Annotated in this window: 15 protein-coding genes and 3 pseudogenes; 13 read left to right on the top strand and 5 right to left on the bottom strand. The window is 50.4% G+C overall.

Features of this window, described 5'->3' with window-relative positions:
• Positions 1-16: 16 nt before the first annotated feature.
• From silE to silR, 3 genes and pseudogenes are all read right to left on the bottom strand, one after another.
• Positions 17-448 (bottom strand): silver-binding protein SilE, encoded by a 432-nt coding sequence (gene silE, locus VZP09_RS24595; RefSeq protein WP_004187113.1) that lies wholly within the window; start codon positions 446-448, stop codon positions 17-19.
• A 250-nt stretch (positions 449-698) separates the two neighbouring features.
• A pseudogene (gene silS / locus VZP09_RS24590) lies at positions 699-2,161 on the bottom strand (copper/silver sensor histidine kinase SilS).
• On the bottom strand, positions 2,154-2,834 hold the full coding sequence (gene silR / locus VZP09_RS24585) for a copper/silver response regulator transcription factor SilR (RefSeq protein ID WP_000697969.1): 681 nt from the start codon (positions 2,832-2,834) through the stop codon (positions 2,154-2,156). The pseudogene silS and the gene silR overlap by 8 nt, the downstream one beginning before the upstream one ends.
• 189 nt (positions 2,835-3,023) lie before the next feature.
• On the opposite strand from silR, the gene silC reads away from it, so the two are divergent.
• The 7 genes and pseudogenes from silC to VZP09_RS24550 all read left to right on the top strand — a co-directional run bounded on the left by silC (position 3,024) and on the right by VZP09_RS24550 (position 12,692).
• Positions 3,024-4,409: a Cu(+)/Ag(+) efflux RND transporter outer membrane channel SilC gene (gene silC / locus VZP09_RS24580; RefSeq protein WP_000475503.1), complete on the top strand. Its 1,386-nt coding sequence runs from the start codon at positions 3,024-3,026 to the stop codon at positions 4,407-4,409.
• Positions 4,410-4,437: 28 nt separating this feature from the next.
• Positions 4,438-4,791 carry a cation efflux system protein CusF gene (gene cusF, locus VZP09_RS24575; RefSeq protein WP_001246153.1) on the top strand — a complete coding sequence of 118 codons (354 nt, stop codon included), beginning with the start codon at positions 4,438-4,440 and terminating at the stop codon, positions 4,789-4,791.
• Positions 4,792-4,904: 113 nt separating this feature from the next.
• On the top strand, positions 4,905-6,197 hold the full coding sequence (gene silB, locus VZP09_RS24570) for a Cu(+)/Ag(+) efflux RND transporter periplasmic adaptor subunit SilB (protein WP_004098959.1): 1,293 nt from the start codon (positions 4,905-4,907) through the stop codon (positions 6,195-6,197).
• A gap of 10 nt (positions 6,198-6,207) precedes the next feature.
• Positions 6,208-9,353: pseudogene (silA, locus tag VZP09_RS24565) on the top strand (Cu(+)/Ag(+) efflux RND transporter permease subunit SilA).
• Positions 9,354-9,439: 86 nt separating this feature from the next.
• Positions 9,440-9,880, top strand: a complete 441-nt coding sequence (locus VZP09_RS24560) for a DUF411 domain-containing protein (RefSeq protein ID WP_000758228.1) — start codon at positions 9,440-9,442, stop codon at positions 9,878-9,880.
• A gap of 126 nt (positions 9,881-10,006) precedes the next feature.
• Positions 10,007-12,454 carry an Ag(+)-translocating P-type ATPase SilP gene (gene silP / locus VZP09_RS24555; RefSeq protein WP_004187133.1) on the top strand — a complete coding sequence of 816 codons (2,448 nt, stop codon included), beginning with the start codon at positions 10,007-10,009 and terminating at the stop codon, positions 12,452-12,454.
• A gap of 40 nt (positions 12,455-12,494) precedes the next feature.
• Positions 12,495-12,692: a DUF2933 domain-containing protein gene (locus tag VZP09_RS24550; protein ID WP_000843497.1), complete on the top strand. Its 198-nt coding sequence runs from the start codon at positions 12,495-12,497 to the stop codon at positions 12,690-12,692.
• A gap of 33 nt (positions 12,693-12,725) precedes the next feature.
• Here the strand turns inward: VZP09_RS24550 and VZP09_RS24545 are convergent, their stop codons facing one another.
• Entirely contained in the window at positions 12,726-13,463 is a 738-nt protein-coding gene (locus VZP09_RS24545) for a peptidoglycan DD-metalloendopeptidase family protein (RefSeq protein ID WP_000287501.1), read from the bottom strand.
• 288 nt (positions 13,464-13,751) lie between these two features.
• Positions 13,752-14,201 carry a copper resistance protein gene (locus VZP09_RS24540; RefSeq protein WP_031591799.1) on the bottom strand — a complete coding sequence of 150 codons (450 nt, stop codon included), beginning with the start codon at positions 14,199-14,201 and terminating at the stop codon, positions 13,752-13,754.
• A 233-nt stretch (positions 14,202-14,434) separates the two neighbouring features.
• On the opposite strand from VZP09_RS24540, the gene pcoA reads away from it, so the two are divergent.
• The 6 genes and pseudogenes from pcoA to VZP09_RS24510 form a co-directional block, all read left to right on the top strand.
• Positions 14,435-16,252, top strand: a complete 1,818-nt coding sequence (gene pcoA, locus VZP09_RS24535; protein WP_000925242.1) for a multicopper oxidase PcoA — start codon at positions 14,435-14,437, stop codon at positions 16,250-16,252.
• Positions 16,253-16,257: 5 nt separating this feature from the next.
• A complete protein-coding gene (pcoB, locus tag VZP09_RS24530) occupies positions 16,258-17,148 on the top strand; it encodes a copper resistance outer membrane transporter PcoB (RefSeq protein WP_020803534.1) in 891 nt (296 codons plus the stop codon).
• A 39-nt stretch (positions 17,149-17,187) separates the two neighbouring features.
• Positions 17,188-17,568 (top strand): copper resistance system metallochaperone PcoC, encoded by a 381-nt coding sequence (gene pcoC / locus VZP09_RS24525; protein WP_000025662.1) that lies wholly within the window; start codon positions 17,188-17,190, stop codon positions 17,566-17,568.
• A gap of 4 nt (positions 17,569-17,572) precedes the next feature.
• Positions 17,573-18,502, top strand: coding sequence for a copper resistance inner membrane protein PcoD (pcoD, locus tag VZP09_RS24520; RefSeq protein WP_328795522.1), 930 nt, complete (start codon positions 17,573-17,575; stop codon positions 18,500-18,502).
• Between the two features lie 54 nt (positions 18,503-18,556).
• Positions 18,557-19,237, top strand: a complete 681-nt coding sequence (pcoR, locus tag VZP09_RS24515; protein WP_001188930.1) for a copper response regulator transcription factor PcoR — start codon at positions 18,557-18,559, stop codon at positions 19,235-19,237.
• A pseudogene (locus VZP09_RS24510) lies at positions 19,234-19,564 on the top strand (heavy metal sensor histidine kinase); the annotation flags it as partial. The gene pcoR and the pseudogene VZP09_RS24510, both read left to right, overlap by 4 nt.

The raw sequence follows: 19,564 nt of genomic DNA, 5'->3' as shown, positions 1-19,564 counted from the left end.
GATACTACCATCGCCGTCAGCCTGCATTGAGCATACGACGATGCGCTTCGGCCATGGCCTGATGTGGGCCGGACTGACCGTTATTCATAAATTCATGGGCAACTGCAGCTCTTTCATGCTCATTCATTGCCGCGAATGACTTTGACGGCCCGGTAGGGGAAACGGTCTGACTTCCCATCATCCTCTGATGACTTTCCACCATTTTCTGGTGCGCATCCGCCGACCCGTTCGTCATGGTTTCATGGGCAATAATGGCCTGTTCATGCTGGTCCATACCGGTCATACGAGGAGCAGTCCCCTGGATCCCGACAGGAGCCGCAGCAGACTGCATCTGGTGAGCAGGAGCCTGTGCATTGTTGACGCGATCATGGATATTCACGGTTTCAGTGGCCCAGGCCGATGAAATTAAACCAAAGCCCAGCAAAGATGCTAATACGATATTTTTCATGATAACTCTCCATTTCTGAATTAGTGATGTCCGGGGAAGTACAACCGGTGTTTTCAGTTCCATAACTGAAACAAGTTCGGCAGCGTTTATTTCTCCGGAAGAGGGCTGGATATTCATTTCCTGGCGTACTCTGACGCCGGGTATTGATGAAGCAATCCAGCCTTCCTGATAAGTTGCACTAATTATATCGAATGGCTTCTGTTTGCTGCATGACAGGCTAATGACATCTTTGTCATTTACATCTTTATTTTCAGCATTGGGTTTCCGGGATCATTTTCTCCAGTCTGGGCACGGATAAGATAAAACGCGTGGAGCGTACGTCTGATTCCACCTGCACTCTTCCGTGATGTGCTTCCACGATTGACTTCACAATCGCAAGGCCTCTCCTTTTCGTTGTCTGGATGGATCCACCCGATAAAAACGGTCAAACAGCCTTGATAAATGTTCTTCAGGGATCGGTTTCCCCGGATTTTCAATCACAAGGTCAAAAAAGCTCTCCTGCTCTCTTATTGAGACGGTGATTGCCTGTCCCTCCGGGGTATAACGCAGGGCATTGGATAACAGATTATTGATCGCCCTTCTGAACATTTGTGGATCTCCCTCAACCAGGCAGGGCATCCCGTTAAATTTGAGCGTGATATTGCGTTCTTCGGCCCAGGCTTCGAAAAACTCGAAGACTTTCATGACTTCCGCTCTGAGGTCAAACATGACCCTGTCAGGTATCAGCTGATTATTATCTGCCTGTGCCAGGAACAGCATATCGCTGACCATTTTGGTCATCCGGTTATACTCTTCAAGACTGGAATAGAGGACATCCTCAAGTTCCCTCTGTGTTCGATCCTGACTCAGTGCGATTTCAGTCTGCGTCACCAGATTGGTGATGGGCGTTCTGATCTCATGCGCGATATCGGCAGAGAAATTGGCCTGGCGGGTAAAGACATCCTCAATCTTTCCAATCATATGATTGAACGAGATAACCAGTTGCTCCAGCTCAATGGGAACGCGTGTCGGTTCCAGTCGCGCATCAAGATTCTCGGAGGTGATGTTTTTAATGGCATTGCTGACATTACGAAGGGGCAGGTGCCCCTGACGGACAGCGATTCGAATGATCAGAACAATCAACAGGCTTATCACGACGGCAATCGCAATCAGGTTCTTTTTCAGCGCATCGAGGTAATGGAGATGGAAATTAATGGATAGGCCAGTCAGCATGACATAGTTCTGCTGTTTGCCCTGAAATATCGCCTGACCAGAGGAGGCGATAATCCTGTATGTTTCCATCTTCATTTCGGACCCGGTATCCATCGGTCCCGCAGGATCCTCCACCGTCCAGAGAAAGACATCCCGTGCGCGGCTGTGCTCGCTAAAATCTGCTGAATTCACTGCCGGGCGTAGTGCCGCCCCCTGAGCTGAGCTAAAGAGCACTTCACCCCTGGGATTGAGGAGCAAAAGGGCAACGTTGCGGTAGCTGGCAATTGATTCCTTTATTTTGCTTATTTTTTTATCATCCGGATCCACCGGGGACTGCAGTATACGGTTCAGTGTGGTGCTGATTTGTTGAAGATCGCTGACATCCTGCTCGGCAAAATGATTTTCAACAGAATGCAGCATAAACCAGGTGAAGGCGATAAAAGCCAGTATCGTGGACAGGCTGATAAAAAAGGTCAGCCGCAGAGCGAGTGAGAAAGGGCGTCTGGAAGGTTTGCTATGCATCCGGGACCTCCAGCATGTAGCCCACGCCCCGGACTGTCTGGATCAGCTTTGTCCCGTAATCGTTGTCTATTTTAGCGCGGAGTCGCTTTACTGCGACATCGATCGCATTAGTGTCGCTGTCAAAATTCATGTCCCAGACCTGAGAGGCAATCAGGGAGCGGGGAAGAACCTCTCCCTGATGGCGAATGAAGAATTCCAGCAGGCTGAACTCTTTACTGGTGAGCACAATGCGGTTTCCGGCGCGACTGACTTTTCTGGATACGAGATCAATCGAGAGGTCAGCCACCTTAAACTGGCTTTCCGTGATCATCGTGTTTCCCCGCCTCAGAAGGGTTCTCACCCGGGCGAGCAGTTCGGCAAACGCAAAGGGTTTAACCAGATAATCGTCCGCACCCAGTTCCAGTCCTTTGACCCTATGTTCGATCGTGCCGAGGGCTGTCAGCAGTAAGACCGGCATACCCTTTCCGGCAGTGCGCAGCATGCGGATGATATCCCAGCCGTTCACATCAGGTAGCATGATATCCAGAATGACTAAATCATACTCGGCTGTCATGGCGAGATGATATCCGGTAAGACCATTATCAGCGTGATCCACTACGAACCCTGCCTCTGTAAGCCCTTTGCTGAGATATTCACCTGTTTTAATTTCGTCTTCGACGATCAATATTTTCATCTTGCTCCCCGGCTGGCTGCTAATGTCATTCTATTGCGCCCACGATCGTTATCAACGGATTACAGCAAAAATGACAACATTGTCATTATCCTGTCACTCGGCAAACAGAGAGCGTTAGGTAAAGTACCCCTATCAATACTCTGGACTTCATTTGAACCATTTACCAGGTCTGCCTGGACGAGAAGCGTTATGTTCAAATTAAAATTACTCAGCATTAGCACGATATTCATCCTGGCAGGCTGCGTGTCGCTTGCGCCTGAATATCAGCGGCCCGCAGCACCGGTACCCCAGCAGTTTTCACTGTCCCATAACAGCCTGACGCCAGCGGTAAATGGCTATCAGGATACGGGCTGGCGTAACTTTTTTGTCGATCCCCAGGTTACCCGGTTGATCGGTGAAGCTCTGACTAATAACCGTGATTTGAGAATGGCTGCCCTGAAGGTTGAAGAGGCCCGAGCCCAGTTCAACGTCACGGATGCAGATCGTTATCCCCAGCTGAATGCCTCATCCGGGATAACATACAGCGGTGGTCTGAAAGGTGACAAGCCGACCACACAGGAGTACGACGCGAGACTGGAGCTCAGCTATGAGCTCGATTTTTTCGGCAAACTTAAGAACATGAGTGATGCTGACCGCCAGAACTACTTTGCCAGCGAAGAAGCCCGTCGGGCCGTACACATCCTGCTGGTCTCCAACGTTTCACAGAGCTATTTCAGCCAGCAACTGGCGTACGAACAACTCCGTATTGCGCGGGAAACGCTGAAAAATTATGAACAGTCCTATGCTTTCGTTGAGCAACAGCTCGTGACCGGGAGTACGAACGTTCTGGCACTTGAACAGGCGAGAGGACAAATCGAAAGTACCCGCGCCGAAATAGCCAAACGAGAAGGCGATCTGGCTCAGGCAAACAATGCCCTGCAACTGGTGCTGGGAACGTACCGCGCACTTCCGTCAGAAAAAGGGATGAAAGGCGGGGAGATCGCACCAGTAAAATTGCCACCAAATCTATCTTCACAAATTTTACTGCAGCGACCGGATATTATGGAAGCGGAATATCAGCTGAAAGCGGCTGATGCCAATATTGGCGCAGCGCGAGCGGCCTTTTTCCCCTCCATTACCCTGACCAGTGGTCTTTCCGCAAGCAGTACGGAGCTGTCAAGCCTGTTTACGTCAGGAAGTGGAATGTGGAATTTTATCCCTAAAATTGAAATTCCTATTTTTAATGCTGGCAGGAATAAAGCCAATCTGAAGCTGGCTGAAATTCGCCAGCAACAATCGGTGGTTAATTACGAACAAAAAATTCAGTCAGCCTTTAAGGATGTTTCCGACACGCTTGCGCTGCGCGACAGCCTTAGCCAGCAACTTGAGTCACAGCAGCGTTATCTTGATTCACTTCAGATAACTCTCCAGCGTGCCAGAGGATTATATGCAAGTGGTGCTGTCAGTTACATCGAAGTGCTGGATGCAGAACGTTCCCTCTTCGCTACGCAGCAAACCATTCTCGATCTTACCTATTCCCGACAGGTTAACGAAATTAATCTGTTTACCGCGCTGGGTGGCGGTTGGGTAGAGTAAATTTATTTAATTAATCAGGAAATTAAAAATGCGTAATTCACTTAAAGCCGTTTTATTTGGTGCCTTCTCTGTCATGTTTTCTGCCGGTCTTCATGCTGAAACACATCAGCATGGCGATATGAATGCTGCCAGTGATGCTTCGGTACAGCAGGTTATCAAGGGCACCGGTGTCGTTAAAGACATTGATATGAATAGTAAAAAGATTACCATTTCGCACGAAGCAATCCCTGCTGTGGGCTGGCCTGCAATGACCATGCGCTTCACTTTTGTTAATGCAGACGACGCTATCAATGCCCTGAAAACCGGCAACCATGTCGATTTCTCGTTTATTCAGCAGGGCAATATCTCCTTACTCAAAAGCATTAACGTTACGCAATCCTGATTATCAGTCCGGAGCGAATACATCCAGTGCGCCTGAACATTCATTAAGGGATTACTGTGAATGAATGATCGGGCGCATATGCCAGGTGTTTTGATTTTTCAGCGAGAAATTGTATGGCTTCTTTAAAGATAAAATATGCTGCAATAATTATCAGCAGCCTCATAGCAGGAGGGCTGATATCGGTTACTGCCTGGCAGTATGTAAACTCATCACAAAAAACAGTACAAACCGAACAAAAGGCACCGGAGCGAAAGGTACTTTTCTGGTATGACCCGATGAAACCGGATACCAAATTTGATAAACCCGGAAAATCGCCCTTTATGGATATGGACCTGGTGCCAAAATATGCTGATGAAAGCGGCGATAAAAGCAGTGGCGGGATCCGTATCGATCCAACGCAGGTTCAGAATCTGGGATTAAAAACGCAAAAAGTCACGCGAGGAATGCTGAATTATTCTCAGACAATCCCGGCTAATGTCAGTTACAACGAGTATCAGTTTGTCATTGTGCAGGCGCGCTCTGACGGTTTCGTCGAAAAAGTGTATCCCCTGACGATTGGCGATCATGTGAAGAAAGGCACTCCGCTTATCGATATCACCATTCCTGAATGGGTTGAGGCACAAAGTGAGTTCCTGCTGTTATCCGGTACAGGCGGTACGTCAACCCAGATAAAAGGGGTTCTGGAGCGACTTCGTCTGGCTGGTATGCCGGAAGAGGATATTCAAAGGCTGCGTTCAACCCGCACAATCCAGACCCGTTTTACCATTAAAGCACCTATTGATGGTGTCATTACTGCGTTTGACCTGCGCACCGGCATGAATATTTCGAAAGATAAAGTAGTGGCTCAGATTCAGGGGATGGACCCGGTCTGGATCAGCGCTGCAGTGCCAGAATCTATCGCATATCTGCTGAAAGATACGTCGCAGTTTGAAATTTCGGTACCGGCTTATCCGGATAAAACATTCCATGTCGAAAAATGGAACATTCTTCCCAGCGTGGATCAGACAACCCGTACGCTTCAGGTCCGTCTCCAGGTTTCTAATAAGGATGAGTTTCTCAAGCCGGGCATGAATGCCTATCTGAAACTGAATACCAAGAGCCAGGAGATGCTGCTGATACCAAGCCAGGCCGTTATCGATACCGGCAAAGAACAGCGCGTGATTACTGTTGATGATGAAGGCAAGTTTGTGCCGAAACAGATCCACGTTCTGCATGAATCACAGCAACAGTCCGGCATCGGTTCCGGCCTGAATGAAGGCGATACCGTGGTGGTCAGTGGCCTGTTCCTCATTGACTCCGAAGCCAATATTACGGGCGCGCTGGAACGTATGCGCCACCCTGAAAAAACAGAAAGCAGTATGCCAGCAATGTCTGACCAGCCTGTAAATATGCATTCAGGGCACTGAGGAGACGACGATGATTGAATGGATTATCCGGCGCTCTGTCGCCAACCGTTTCCTGGTCATGATGGGGGCCCTGTTTCTCAGCATCTGGGGTACATGGACGATTATTAACACGCCGGTCGATGCCTTGCCTGACCTGTCAGATGTGCAGGTCATTATCAAAACCAGCTATCCCGGCCAGGCCCCGCAGATTGTAGAAAACCAGGTCACCTATCCACTTACCACCACCATGCTGTCCGTACCTGGCGCAAAAACCGTGCGTGGTTTTTCACAGTTCGGGGATTCGTATGTGTATGTCATTTTTGAAGACGGCACCGATCTGTACTGGGCCCGTTCCCGCGTGCTGGAATATCTGAATCAGGTTCAGGGAAAACTGCCTGCCGGTGTGAGTTCTGAAATCGGTCCTGATGCCACGGGTGTGGGCTGGATTTTTGAATATGCCCTTGTCGATCGCAACGGAAAACACGACCTTTCAGAACTGCGCTCTCTGCAGGACTGGTTCCTGAAATTTGAGCTGAAAACCATCCCGAACGTGGCTGAGGTCGCTTCGGTTGGCGGCGTGGTGAAACAGTACCAGATTCAGGTCAATCCGGTAAAACTGTCCCAGTACGGTATCAGCCTGCCCGAAGTGAAACAGGCACTTGAATCGTCTAACCAGGAGGCCGGTGGCTCATCCGTTGAAATGGCCGAAGCGGAGTATATGGTCCGTGCCAGCGGTTATCTTCAGAGCATTGATGATTTTAATAACATCGTCCTGAAAACAGGTGAGAACGGCGTGCCGGTTTATCTGCGGGATGTTGCCCGCGTGCAGACCGGGCCCGAAATGAGGCGTGGTATTGCCGAGCTGAACGGCCAGGGAGAAGTCGCTGGCGGCGTGGTGATCCTGCGGTCGGGTAAAAATGCGCGCGACGTTATCACGGCAGTGAGGGATAAACTGGAGACGCTGAAGGCCAGCCTGCCGGAAGGCGTTGAAATCGTGACCACCTACGATCGCAGCCAGTTAATCGACCGGGCGATTGATAACCTCAGTTACAAGCTTCTTGAAGAGTTTATCGTTGTTGCTGTCGTTTGCGCACTGTTCCTCTGGCATGTCCGTTCTGCCCTGGTGGCGATTATTTCTCTGCCACTTGGCCTGTGTATCGCCTTTATCGTCATGCACTTCCAGGGACTGAACGCCAATATCATGTCGCTGGGAGGGATAGCGATTGCCGTCGGTGCGATGGTGGATGCCGCCATTGTGATGATTGAAAATGCGCACAAACGGCTTGAGGAGTGGGATCATCAGCATCCGGGTGAGCAGATTGACAACGCCACCCGCTGGAAGGTGATTACCGACGCCTCCGTGGAAGTGGGACCCGCGTTGTTCATTAGCCTGCTGATCATCACCCTGTCCTTTATTCCTATCTTTACCCTGGAAGGGCAGGAAGGTCGTCTGTTTGGCCCGCTGGCATTCACGAAAACGTACTCCATGGCGGGAGCNCCGCACTGGCCATCATCGTCATTCCTATTCTGATGGGATTCTGGATCCGGGGGAAAATTCCTGCCGAGACAAGTAACCCCCTGAACCGGGTGCTGATCAAAGCGTATCATCCTTTGCTGCTGCGGGTCCTCCACTGGCCAAAAACAACCCTGCTGGTTGCGGCCTTGTCCATTTTCACGGTTATCTGGCCACTGAGTCAGGTGGGCGGTGAATTTCTGCCGAAGATTAACGAGGGCGATCTGCTGTATATGCCGTCGACCTTGCCTGGCGTCTCTCCGGCAGAAGCTGCAGCGCTCCTGCAGACAACAGACAAGTTAATCAAAAGCGTTCCTGAAGTGGCTTCTGTATTTGGCAAGACCGGTAAAGCAGAGACCGCAACGGATTCCGCGCCGCTCGAAATGGTGGAAACCACGATCCAGCTCAAACCTGAGGATCAGTGGCGTCCCGGCATGACAATTGACAAGATTATTGATGAACTCGACAGGACAGTCCGTTTACCGGGTCTGGCAAACCTCTGGGTGCCGCCTATCCGTAACCGTATTGATATGCTCTCAACCGGGATCAAAAGCCCGATAGGTATCAAAGTGTCCGGGACTGTTCTGTCCGATATCGACGCGACGGCGCAGAGTATCGAGGCGGTAGCCAAAACCGTGCCTGGCGTGGTGTCTGTCCTGGCTGAGCGACTTGAGGGCGGGCGCTACATCGATATCGATATCAACCGGGAGAAAGCTTCCCGGTACGGGATGACTGTGGGCGACGTCCAGCTGTTCGTCTCTTCAGCAATCGGTGGGGCTATGGTGGGTGAGACGGTTGAAGGCGTGGCCCGGTACCCTATTAACATTCGCTATCCGCAGGATTACCGTAACAGTCCGCAGGCGTTGAGAGAGATGCCAATCCTGACCCCAATGAAGCAGCAAATTACGCTGGGCGATGTTGCCGATATTAAGGTCGTTTCCGGACCAACCATGCTGAAAACCGAAAATGCCCGGCCAGCCAGCTGGATTTATGTTGATGCCCGCGGCAGGGACATGGTGTCGGTGGTGAACGATATTAAGACGGCCATCAGTGAGAAAGTGAAACTGAGACCGGGGACCAGTGTGGCATTCTCAGGACAGTTTGAATTACTCGAGCACGCCAATAAGAAATTAAAACTGATGGTACCGATGACGGTGATGATCATCTTCATCCTGTTATATCTGGCATTCCGCCGGGCTGATGAGGCCTTACTTATTCTGATGAGCCTGCCGTTTGCCCTGGTTGGCGGGATATGGTTCCTGTACTGGCAGGGCTTCCATATGTCAGTGGCGACCGGAACCGGGTTTATCGCCCTGGCCGGGGTGGCAGCAGAGTTTGGCGTGGTCATGCTGATGTATCTGCGTCATGCCATTGAAGCGCACCCGGAATTGTCCCGTAAAGAGACGTTCACACCGGAAGGCCTTGATGAAGCCCTCTATCATGGTGCCGTACTGCGTGTCCGGCCGAAAGCCATGACCGTGGCGGTGATCATTGCGGGTCTGCTGCCAATACTCTGGGGAACCGGTGCAGGTTCAGAAGTCATGAGCCGTATCGCGGCACCCATGATTGGTGGGATGATCACGGCTCCGCTGCTGTCCCTGTTCATTATTCCTGCCGCCTACAAATTAATCTGGCTGCGCAGACATAAAAAAAGCGTGTCCTGAACCTGAAAGGGCACCCCCTGTGGGTGTCCTTCTTTACTGATTCACGCTGACGTCAGGGTTTATATCGATAATATACAGAGGTGAGTATGAAAAAAGTGGTTCTAATGGCGCTGGCTCTCGGCCTTTCACTACCCGCGATGGCGAGTGAAAAAGTCATTGATATGTACAAATCTGAAAACTGTGGCTGTTGTTCCCTGTGGGGCAAAGCGATGGAAAAAGACGGGTTTGAAGTACGAACTCACGTCATGAATGATCAGGCGCTGTCAGCCCTGAAAGAAAAGCATGCTATTCCTGCAGGACTACGAAGTTGTCATACCGCGGTTGCCGGTAATTTGATCATTGAAGGCCATGTGCCTGCGACAACGATACATAAGGCAATGCAGTCTGGTTCGGGTATATACGGTCTCGCCACCCCCGGTATGCCAGCAGGAAGTCCTGGAATGGAGATGGGAGCCCGAAAAGAGGCTTACGATGTTATCGCATTCTCACCGGATGGAAGTAAAAAAGTCTTCCAGCGAATCGAATAGTCAGCGGAACGGCTGATAACGGGACGCCGGTAGCAGGCACTCCTGTGCCGGCGATATTCGTGGTAATCGCATCCATGACATACCCTGAAGACAGAAGATGCTTCGGTATGCATAAGGAGAGTTACTGTGAAAAATGACAATGCAGTGCAACACAACAACCAGACTGCTTCTGAGCAGACATTATCCCCGGACGAGGGCCACGTATTGCATAAGGTGAGAGATCCCGTGTGCGGGATGGCCATCCTGCCCGACAGGGCGCACAGCAGCATTCGATACCAGGACCACCAACTTTATTTCTGCTCCGCCAGCTGTGAGAGTAAATTTAAAGCCCATCCCGATCGTTATCTTACCGAAGATGCCAGTGAACATTCCCATCACCATCACCACGATCATCACGAAGTCAGCCCTGATCAGATAAAACAGCCTCACAACCAGGCGGAAAAAGAGAATTCTGAAGGTGTGTGGACATGTCCGATGCACCCGGAGATACGCCGCAGTGGTCCCGGAAGCTGTCCTGTCTGTGGAATGGCACTGGAGCCGCTCGTAGCTACGGCATCCACGGGGCCGAGTGATGAACTTCACGACATGACAAGACGCTTCTGGCTGGGGTTGTTGCTGGCGTTTCCGGTTCTGGTACTCGAAATGGGATCTCATCTGTTTCCCGACTTGAGGAATACAGTACCGCCACAGTACAACACATGGCTGCAGTTGCTTCTGGCCTCCCCTGTCGTGTTGTGGTGTGGCTGGCCATTCTTCGCCCGGGCCGGAATGTCGTTACGTAACCGCTCCCTGAATATGTTTACCCTTGTTGCAATGGGGACCGGCGTAGCCTGGGTTTACAGCGTCATTGCAACCGTCTTCCCCTCCTGGTTTCCTGCATCGTTCAGAAACATGGATGGCCTGGTGGCCGTTTATTTTGAAGCCGCAGCAGTTATTACGGTGCTTGTTCTGCTGGGACAGGTTCTTGAGCTGCGGGCACGGGAACAAACCTCAGGCGCCATTACTGCGCTTCTGAACCTTGCCCCCAAAACCGCCAGACGGCTGGATCATGACGGTCATGAAACGGATATTAATGCGGAAGATGTCCTGCCTGGCGATAAGCTCCGCATCAGACCTGGAGAGAGTATTCCGGTCGACGGTATCGTGATCGAAGGCAAAACAACCGTTGATGAATCGATGGTGACCGGGGAGTCTATGCCGGTTACCAAAACGAAGGGTGACCCTGTCATTGGGGGGACGATTAATCAGACAGGTAGTCTTATCATCCGTGCAGAGAAAGTCGGTGATGAAACGATGCTCTCACGAATTGTTCAGATGGTCGCTGATGCACAGCGTTCGCGTGCCCCCATCCAGAGAATGGCAGACAGCGTTTCAGGCTGGTTTGTTCCTCTGGTGATACTTATCGCGGTTGTTGCTTTCTTGATCTGGTCTGTCTGGGGGCCCGAGCCCAGGATGGCGCACGGTCTCATTGCGGCTGTGTCGGTCCTGATTATTGCCTGTCCCTGCGCGCTGGGACTGGCCACGCCGATGTCGATAATGGTGGGGGTGGGCAAAGGCGCCCAGGCCGGGGTGTTAATCAAGAATGCCGAAGCCCTTGAGCGTCTTGAAAAAGTGGACACGCTGGTTGTCGACAAAACAGGCACGCTCACGGAAGGTTCGCCTACGGTGACAGGGATTATCAGTCTCAGTCCGGGTGGGGAAATATCTCTTTTACGTGTAACAGCTGCAGTGGAAAAAGGTTCGCAGCATCCGTTGGGTATGGCTGTTGTCAGAGCCGCGCATGAAAAGGGGATCGTGATACCTGCCGTCAGTAATTTCAATGCCCCGTCGGGGAAAGGTGTCTCAGGCGATGTCGAAGGTCAACGGGTTGTTATTGGTAATGAACTGGCTATGCAGGAAAACAGTATCGTTATTGATAATCAAAAGGCCGTTGCGGATACGTTGCGGATGGAAGGCGCTACCGTTATCTATGTGGCCACAGACGGGAACCTTGCAGGCCTGATAGCTATCTCGGATCCCGTGAAAGCAACCACGCCGGATGCGCTTAAAGCTTTGCGTCAGGCGGGGATCCGCATTGTTATGCTCACCGGGGATAACCAGCTTACTGCTGAAGCAGTCGCACGGAAACTGGGAATAGATGAGGTTGAAGCCGGGATTCTGCCGGATGGCAAAAAAGCAGTGATAACCCGACTGAAAGCGTCTGGCCATGTGGTTGCGATGGCCGGAGACGGTGTGAATGATGCCCCGGCGCTGGCAGCGGCTGACGTGGGAATAGCCATGGGAACGGGTACAGATGTGGCAATTGAAAGTGCCGGAGTCACCCTTCTCAAAGGCGACTTGATGATACTGAACAGGGCCCGTCATCTGTCAGAAATCACCATGAAAAATATCCGACAGAATCTGTTTTTTGCATTTATCTACAACGCACTTGGCGTGCCTGTGGCTGCAGGCCTGCTTTATCCTGTGTATGGAATACTGCTGTCGCCAGTTATTGCGGCGGCGGCCATGGCTCTTTCCTCCGTCAGCGTCATTGTGAATGCGTTGCGTCTGAAAAGTGTCAGGCTCGGGAAATAACACTGAGTGAAGGGGCTGTTACGAACAGAAGGAGTCCAGTATGAAAAGTACCACCTATGCGCTTATTGCTGTCGCCGCGATCGCGGCATTTGCCCTCCTGCGCGAACACTGGTCACATGTGGCAGGTTACTGGCCATATCTGTTATTGCTGGTCTGCCCGCTAATGCATCTTTTCCACGGCCACGGAGGGCATGGAGATCATCAACATCAAGGAAGTGAAAACGATAAAAAAAATTAATCCGGCAGACGGGGCCGCGTCGCGGCCCCGTTATCAGTCCAGGTATCGTTCGTAGTCTCTGGCATGCGCAAAGGCATGCTGTTCAAGTTTGTTATCAGCGGGTGCCGCTGCCCGGAACGCCAGTGAGTTAACAGGATTGTTATTGATGACCAGCTCGTAATGCAGATGAGGACCGGATGAACGTCCGCTGTTACCGGATAACGCAATAGCGCCTCCCCGGGTAACCCTGGCCCCTTTAGTAACGAGTATTTTATTGAGGTGGAGATAGCGAGTTTTAACACCGGCTTTTCCTGTTACTTCAACAAAATATCCCATGGTGCTGTTGTATTCGGCCCGGGTGATTTTTCCGTCGATGACGCTGACTATTTTCGTGTTCATGGGCATGGAATAATCAATGCCATTATGGGGACTCACTTTTCCCGATACCGGGTTAAGTCTTGCAGGATTGAAAGGCGAACTGAGTCTTGCTGTGGCCGGTAACGGATAATCGAGACTGCCTTTCCCGGAAGTATCGGAAAGGTTATAGAACTTTTTATCTGATATACGATACGCCGTGTAATTAAATGAACCGGACGTAAATTTATAGGCCACGACACGTGATTTTCCCGCTTTCTTTTGCAGTACGAGTTTTAATGATTCATTTTTTTTCAAATGCCGCAGATTAAACCGGGAAGGCAAGGAGCGCTGAAGAGTAGCGATCTCGTTCGATTCCAGCCCCGAGCGGGTGGCTGAAAGGTAGGCATTTTCTTTTACGACATCGGTAGAATACATTTACTGGAATTCGCCGTTAGCATGAACACTGCGGCGTATGCTAGGGGTTTTCAGGAGGCGTGTCATCTGTCAGTTAATCGGGAGCACCGTTGATGGTCGTCATTTTTGTAACATATCTTGTTTCCCGTTTGCTCCTGAAGCTCTGGGAACTGTATGACCAGCCCGACGGTGATGATTAACGGGACTGAAACAGGTTACGGCAGAGCAATATGGGGCTCATGTCCTGCTACGTAACCCGTCAGTAAAGCCCTGCTGCGCACCTGACGCTAAGCACTAACCCGCCTGCAGTTACCTGGTCGAATACATCCCGCGAAGCTTTCTTGCCTGCGTCTGATGTGCTTCCGCACCGGCATTATTGACCTGCTCATGCACGAGAGCGGCTTTTTCTCCGGCATTCAGTTCGTTAAAAGAAGAAGACGAGGTCTTTGAATTTGCATCACTGCCGGACAGCATTTTTTTATGTTCCTCAATCATTTTCTGATGCGCATAGGACGCGCTGTTGTTCATAAATGAATGAGCAACAATGGCCCTTTCATGTTCATTCATTTCAGAGAATGAGGGCGTGTTGTTTTTATTAACCCTGTCCGGTAAGTTTTCATGCGTCGAGGAGTTCACATGACTGACGGCTGAGGCATTATTAACAAATCGATGTGCTTCATGGGCAATATCACTGGACTGAGCAAAAGCTGCCCCACAAAATAAAGCTGTAAACGCAGTGGTCGTGATTAATATATTCATGTGTAATTACCTTCTGAGGTACATAAAAGATGTCCTTATGATCATATATAAAAAAATCAACCTGTGGGGAAGATGACGTAAATGTAATACAGCCACGTACATTACACGATTGTAATGAATTTGTTTCTTAAGGTGTGCTAGATTCATTTCATTGTAAGTGGATGAACCAGTAATTTAATTTAAATCGGTTCTCGAATTCTGTCAGTAACCATACTTTAAATAAGGGAATGCGCATGCTGTTGAAAACGTCTCGACGAACTTTCCTGAAGGGGTTAACCCTCTCTGGCGTAGCCGGAAGTCTTGGCGTATGGAGTTTCAATGCGCGTTCCAGTCTGAGCCTGCCAGTTGCCGCGTCCCTGCAGGGTACTCAGTTTGACCTGACCATTGGTGAAACGGCCGTCAATATCACGGGCAGTGAGCGTCAGGCCAAAACAATCAATGGAGGCCTGCCGGGGCCCGTTCTTCGCTGGAAAGAAGGTGACACCATTACCCTGAAGGTCAAAAACCGTCTTAATGAACAGACGTCCATTCACTGGCACGGCATTATTCTTCCGGCCAATATGGATGGTGTTCCGGGGCTGAGTTTTATGGGCATAGAGCCTGATGATACCTACGTTTACACCTTTAAGGTTAAGCAGAACGGGACTTACTGGTACCACAGCCATTCCGGTCTGCAGGAACAGGAGGGGGTATACGGTGCCATTATCATCGATGCCAGGGAGCCAGAACCGTTTGCTTACGATCGTGAGCATGTGGTCATGTTGTCTGACTGGACCGATGAAAATCCTCACAGCCTGCTGAAAAAATTAAAAAAACAGTCGGATTACTACAATTTCAATAAACCAACCGTTGGCTCTTTTTTCCGCGACGTGAATACCAGGGGGCTGTCAGCCACCATTGCCGATCGGAAAATGTGGGCTGAAATGAAAATGAATCCGACTGATCTCGCGGATGTCAGTGGCTACACCTACACCTATCTCATGAACGGGCAGGCCCCGCTGAAAAACTGGACCGGACTGTTCCGTCCCGGTGAAAAGATACGCTTACGGTTTATCAACGGCTCGGCAATGACCTATTTCGATATCCGTATCCCCGGGCTGAAAATGACGGTCGTGGCTGCAGATGGCCAGTATGTAAACCCGGTTACCGTTGACGAATTCAGGATTGCCGTTGCCGAAACCTATGATGTCATTGTGGAGCCTCAGGGTGAGGCCTATACCATCTTCGCACAATCCATGGACAGGACCGGTTACGCTCGAGGGACACTGGCCACGAGAGAGGGGTTAAGTGCTGCCGTTCCCCCCCTCGATCCCCGTCCTCTGTTGACCATGGAAGATATGGGTATGGGGGGAATGGGACATGATATGGCAGGAATGGACCACAGCCAGATGGGAGGCATGGATAACAGCGGAGAGATGATGTCTATGGACGGTGCTGACCTTCCGGATAGCGGGACATCCTCCGCGCCCATGGATCACAGCAGCATGGCCGGTATGGATCATTCCCGGATGGCCGGAATGCCGGGTATGCAAAGTCATCCTGCGTCAGAAACGGATAACCCACTGGTTGATATGCAGGCGATGAGCGTCTCTCCGAAATTAAATGATCCGGGTATTGGTCTTCGAAATAACGGAAGAAAGGTTCTCACGTACGCGGATTTGAAAAGCCGCTTTGAGGATCCTGACGGACGTGAACCTGGCCGTACCATAGAACTGCATTTAACCGGCCACATGGAAAAGTTTGCCTGGTCATTTAACGGAATCAAGTTTTCAGATGCCGCACCGGTGCTGCTGAAATACGGTGAGCGGCTCAGGATCACGCTGATCAACGATACCATGATGACTCACCCCATTCACCTGCATGGTATGTGGAGCGATCTGGAAGATGAAAACGGTAATTTCATGGTTCGTAAACACACAATAGATGTTCCCCCTGGTACAAAACGCAGTTACAGAGTGACAGCAGATGCGCTTGGCCGCTGGGCGTATCACTGCCATTTGCTCTATCACATGGAAATGGGAATGTTTCGTGAAGTCCGGGTGGAGGAATGATGCGAATGAAGAGAAATTTGAAGGCCATACCTGTTCTGGTCGCCGGTTTGTTTACCTCACAGCTTTCTATTGCGGCGGGCTCCGTCTCTGCAGATCCCCACGCCGGGCACGGCATGTCTGCCATGCAGATGCCAGCAGATGAGAATTTCACTGAGATGACGTCAATGGAGCCCATTGTAACTGAGAGCAGAACGCCAATTCCGCCTGTTACCGATGCCGACCGGAAGGCTGCATTCGGCAATTTACAGGGGCATGCGATTCACGACAGTGCGATTAATTATCTGGTTCTGCTGGATCAACTGGAATGGCAACGGTCGGATAACACCAACAATTTCAGCTGGAGTGTTAACAGCTGGATTGGAGGCGACACAGATCGGATTTGGCTAAAGAGTGAAGGTGAACGAAGCAATGGGGAAACGGAGGCGGCTGAAGCGCAGTTACTCTGGGGACATGCGGTTGGCCCATGGTGGGATTTGGTTGCGGGTGTCAGGCAGGATTTCAGACCTGCTTCTGCCCGGACCTGGGCTGCTGTCGGTTTTCAGGGGCTGGCACTCTATAATTTTGAGTCTGAAATTACGGGTTTTGTCAGTAATGGCGGAAAAGCAGCCCTTCGTCTGGGAGGAGAATACGACGTTTTACTGACTAACCGGCTCATACTCCAGCCATCCTATGAGGTGAATTTCTACAGTCAGGATGATGAATCGCGGGGTCGCGGCAGGGGACTGACTGACACAGAGCTGGGGCTCCGGCTGCGCTATGAAATACGCCGTGAGTTTGCACCCTATATAGGCGTTTCCTGGAATCAACTTTACGGGAAAACATCCGATATGGCGAAAAGAGAAGGTGAGAAAGACCATCAGGTAGTATTCCTGGCGGGAGCCAGAATCTGGTTTTAACGCACTGATATAAAACACTCAACTAAACAGGTAAATAAAATGTCGATTTTAAATAAAGCCATTCTTACAGGTGGCCTCGTTATGGGCGTTGCTTTCTCTGCTATGGCCCATCCGGAATTAAAAAGCTCTGTGCCACAGGCTGATTCAGCCGTAGCGGCCCCGGAAAAGATTCAGCTTAATTTCTCGGAAAATCTGACCGTGAAATTCTCAGGTGCAAAATTAACGATGACGGGTATGAAAGGCATGTCATCACATTCTCCGATGCCGGTCGCGGCAAAAGTGGCGCCAGGCGCTGACCCTAAATCGATGGTCATTATTCCGCGAGAGCCTTTACCCGCTGGCACTTATCGTGTTGACTGGCGCGCGGTTTCTTCAGATACGCACCCTATTACCGGTAATTACACCTTTACAGTGAAGTAATATTATGAACGACCTGATTATGATTGTTATTCGTTTTCTTCTTTATCTGGATTTGATGGTAATATTTGGATTGTCATTTTTTCAGATATATGGAATAAGCGGTGTCAGACATGAAACCTATAACCTGACTAATTTCAGGTCGTTTATAACCTTTGCTGTTGTTACAGGCATCATTCTTACTGGCATTAATATGCTCCTGGTATCTAATGCCATGAGTGGAGTAACTGACCTCAGAGAATTATCCATCCATGTTATCGAGATGGTGATAGAAGAAACTGATGTGGGTATTAGCTGGATTGTCAGGCTCTGTGCCCTGTTTACCACACTCGGTGCTTTGTTCCTTTACACTAACAAGAGAGTATTGTCCTGCCTGCTGATGACGATGAGTGGGGGCGTGGCGCTGGCTACACTTGCCTGGGGAGGACACGCCGTTATGCATGACGGTCTGCATTACTATCTCCATTTACTGAGCGATCTGACCCATCTCGGCGCTGCAGGTGCCTGGACAGGTGCTCTGGTTGCATTTGCTATCCTGCTGATGCGCAGAAACGAGCATAATGCACAGAGCGTCATTGTGATATCTGACTCCCTGGCAAAATTTGCCACGGCAGGAACGGTGATTGTTGTAGCCCTGATCCTGAGTGCGCTGGTCAACTATCTGTATATTGCTGAGGGTAACTTAACTCCCTTATTCAACAGTTCCTGGGGGAGGATATTGCTTGCCAAGACGGCTCTGTTTGTTCTGATGCTTCTTCTGGCTGCAGCAAACCGGTTTCACCTGGGTCCCCGGCTTGAAGTTATGGTCAGGGAAGGGAATTATGATCGCAGCGTTGCCCTGATGCGAAACAGCATCCTGACAGAATTCGTTGTTGCGATTATCATTCTGGGCGCCGTAGCGTGGCTTGGAATGCTTGCTCCGTCTCAGATCAGCTAGGGGACAGCCAAAGCTCATGCGTGAGATTTTTACTTTCATATCAGCGAGTTGACCATGCAGCGTATTTTAATCGTTGAAGACGAACAAAAAACAGGTCGTTACCTGCAGCAGGGACTGGTTGAGGAAGGCTATCAGGCCGATCTCTTTAATAATGGCCGCGATGGTCTCGGGGCCGCGTCGAAGGGACAGTATGATTTGATAATACTGGACGTGATGCTGCCTTTCCTCGACGGGTGGCAAATCATCAGCGCACTGAGGGAGTCCGGGCACGAAGAACCGGTCCTGTTTTTAACCGCAAAGGACAACGTGCGGGACAAAGTGAAAGGACTGGAGCTTGGCGCAGATGACTACCTGATTAAGCCCTTTGATTTTACGGAGCTGGTTGCACGTGTAAGAACCCTACTGCGCCGGGCACGCTCGCAGGCCGCAACAGTCTGCACCATCGCCGATATGACCGTTGATATGGTGCGCCGGACCGTGATCCGTTCGGGGAAGAAGATCCATCTCACCGGTAAAGAATACGTTCTGCTTGAGTTGCTGCTGCAACGCACCGGAGAAGTGTTACCCAGGAGTCTTATCTCGTCCCTGGTCTGGAACATGAATTTTGACAGTGATACGAATGTGATTGATGTCGCCGTGAGACGTCTGAGAAGTAAAATTGATGATGACTTTGAGCCAAAACTGATCCATACCGTTCGCGGTGCCGGATATGTCCTGGAGATCAGAGAAGAGTGAGGTTCAAAATTTCCCTGACCACACGCCTGAGCCTGATTTTTTCTGCGGTGATGCTTACGGTATGGTGGTTATCAAGTTTTATCCTGATTAGCACCCTGAATGGCTATTTCGATAATCAGGACCGCGATTTTCTGACAGGTAAACTTCAGCTCACCGAAGAGTTTCTTAAAACAGAGACGTTCAGGAACAAAACGGATATTAAGTCATTATCAGAAAAAATAAACGATGCGATGGTGGGGCACAATGGCTTATTCATTTCTATAAAAAACATGGAAAATGAAAAAATTGTTGAACTCTATGCCAAAAATTCTGTTGTTCCAGCGGTCC

It is taken from the genome of Klebsiella sp. EMBS2024 (assembly GCF_036233805.1).
GTDB classification, from domain to species: domain Bacteria; phylum Pseudomonadota; class Gammaproteobacteria; order Enterobacterales; family Enterobacteriaceae; genus Klebsiella; species Klebsiella pneumoniae.
This window is presented reverse-complemented; position numbering and strand designations above follow the sequence as displayed.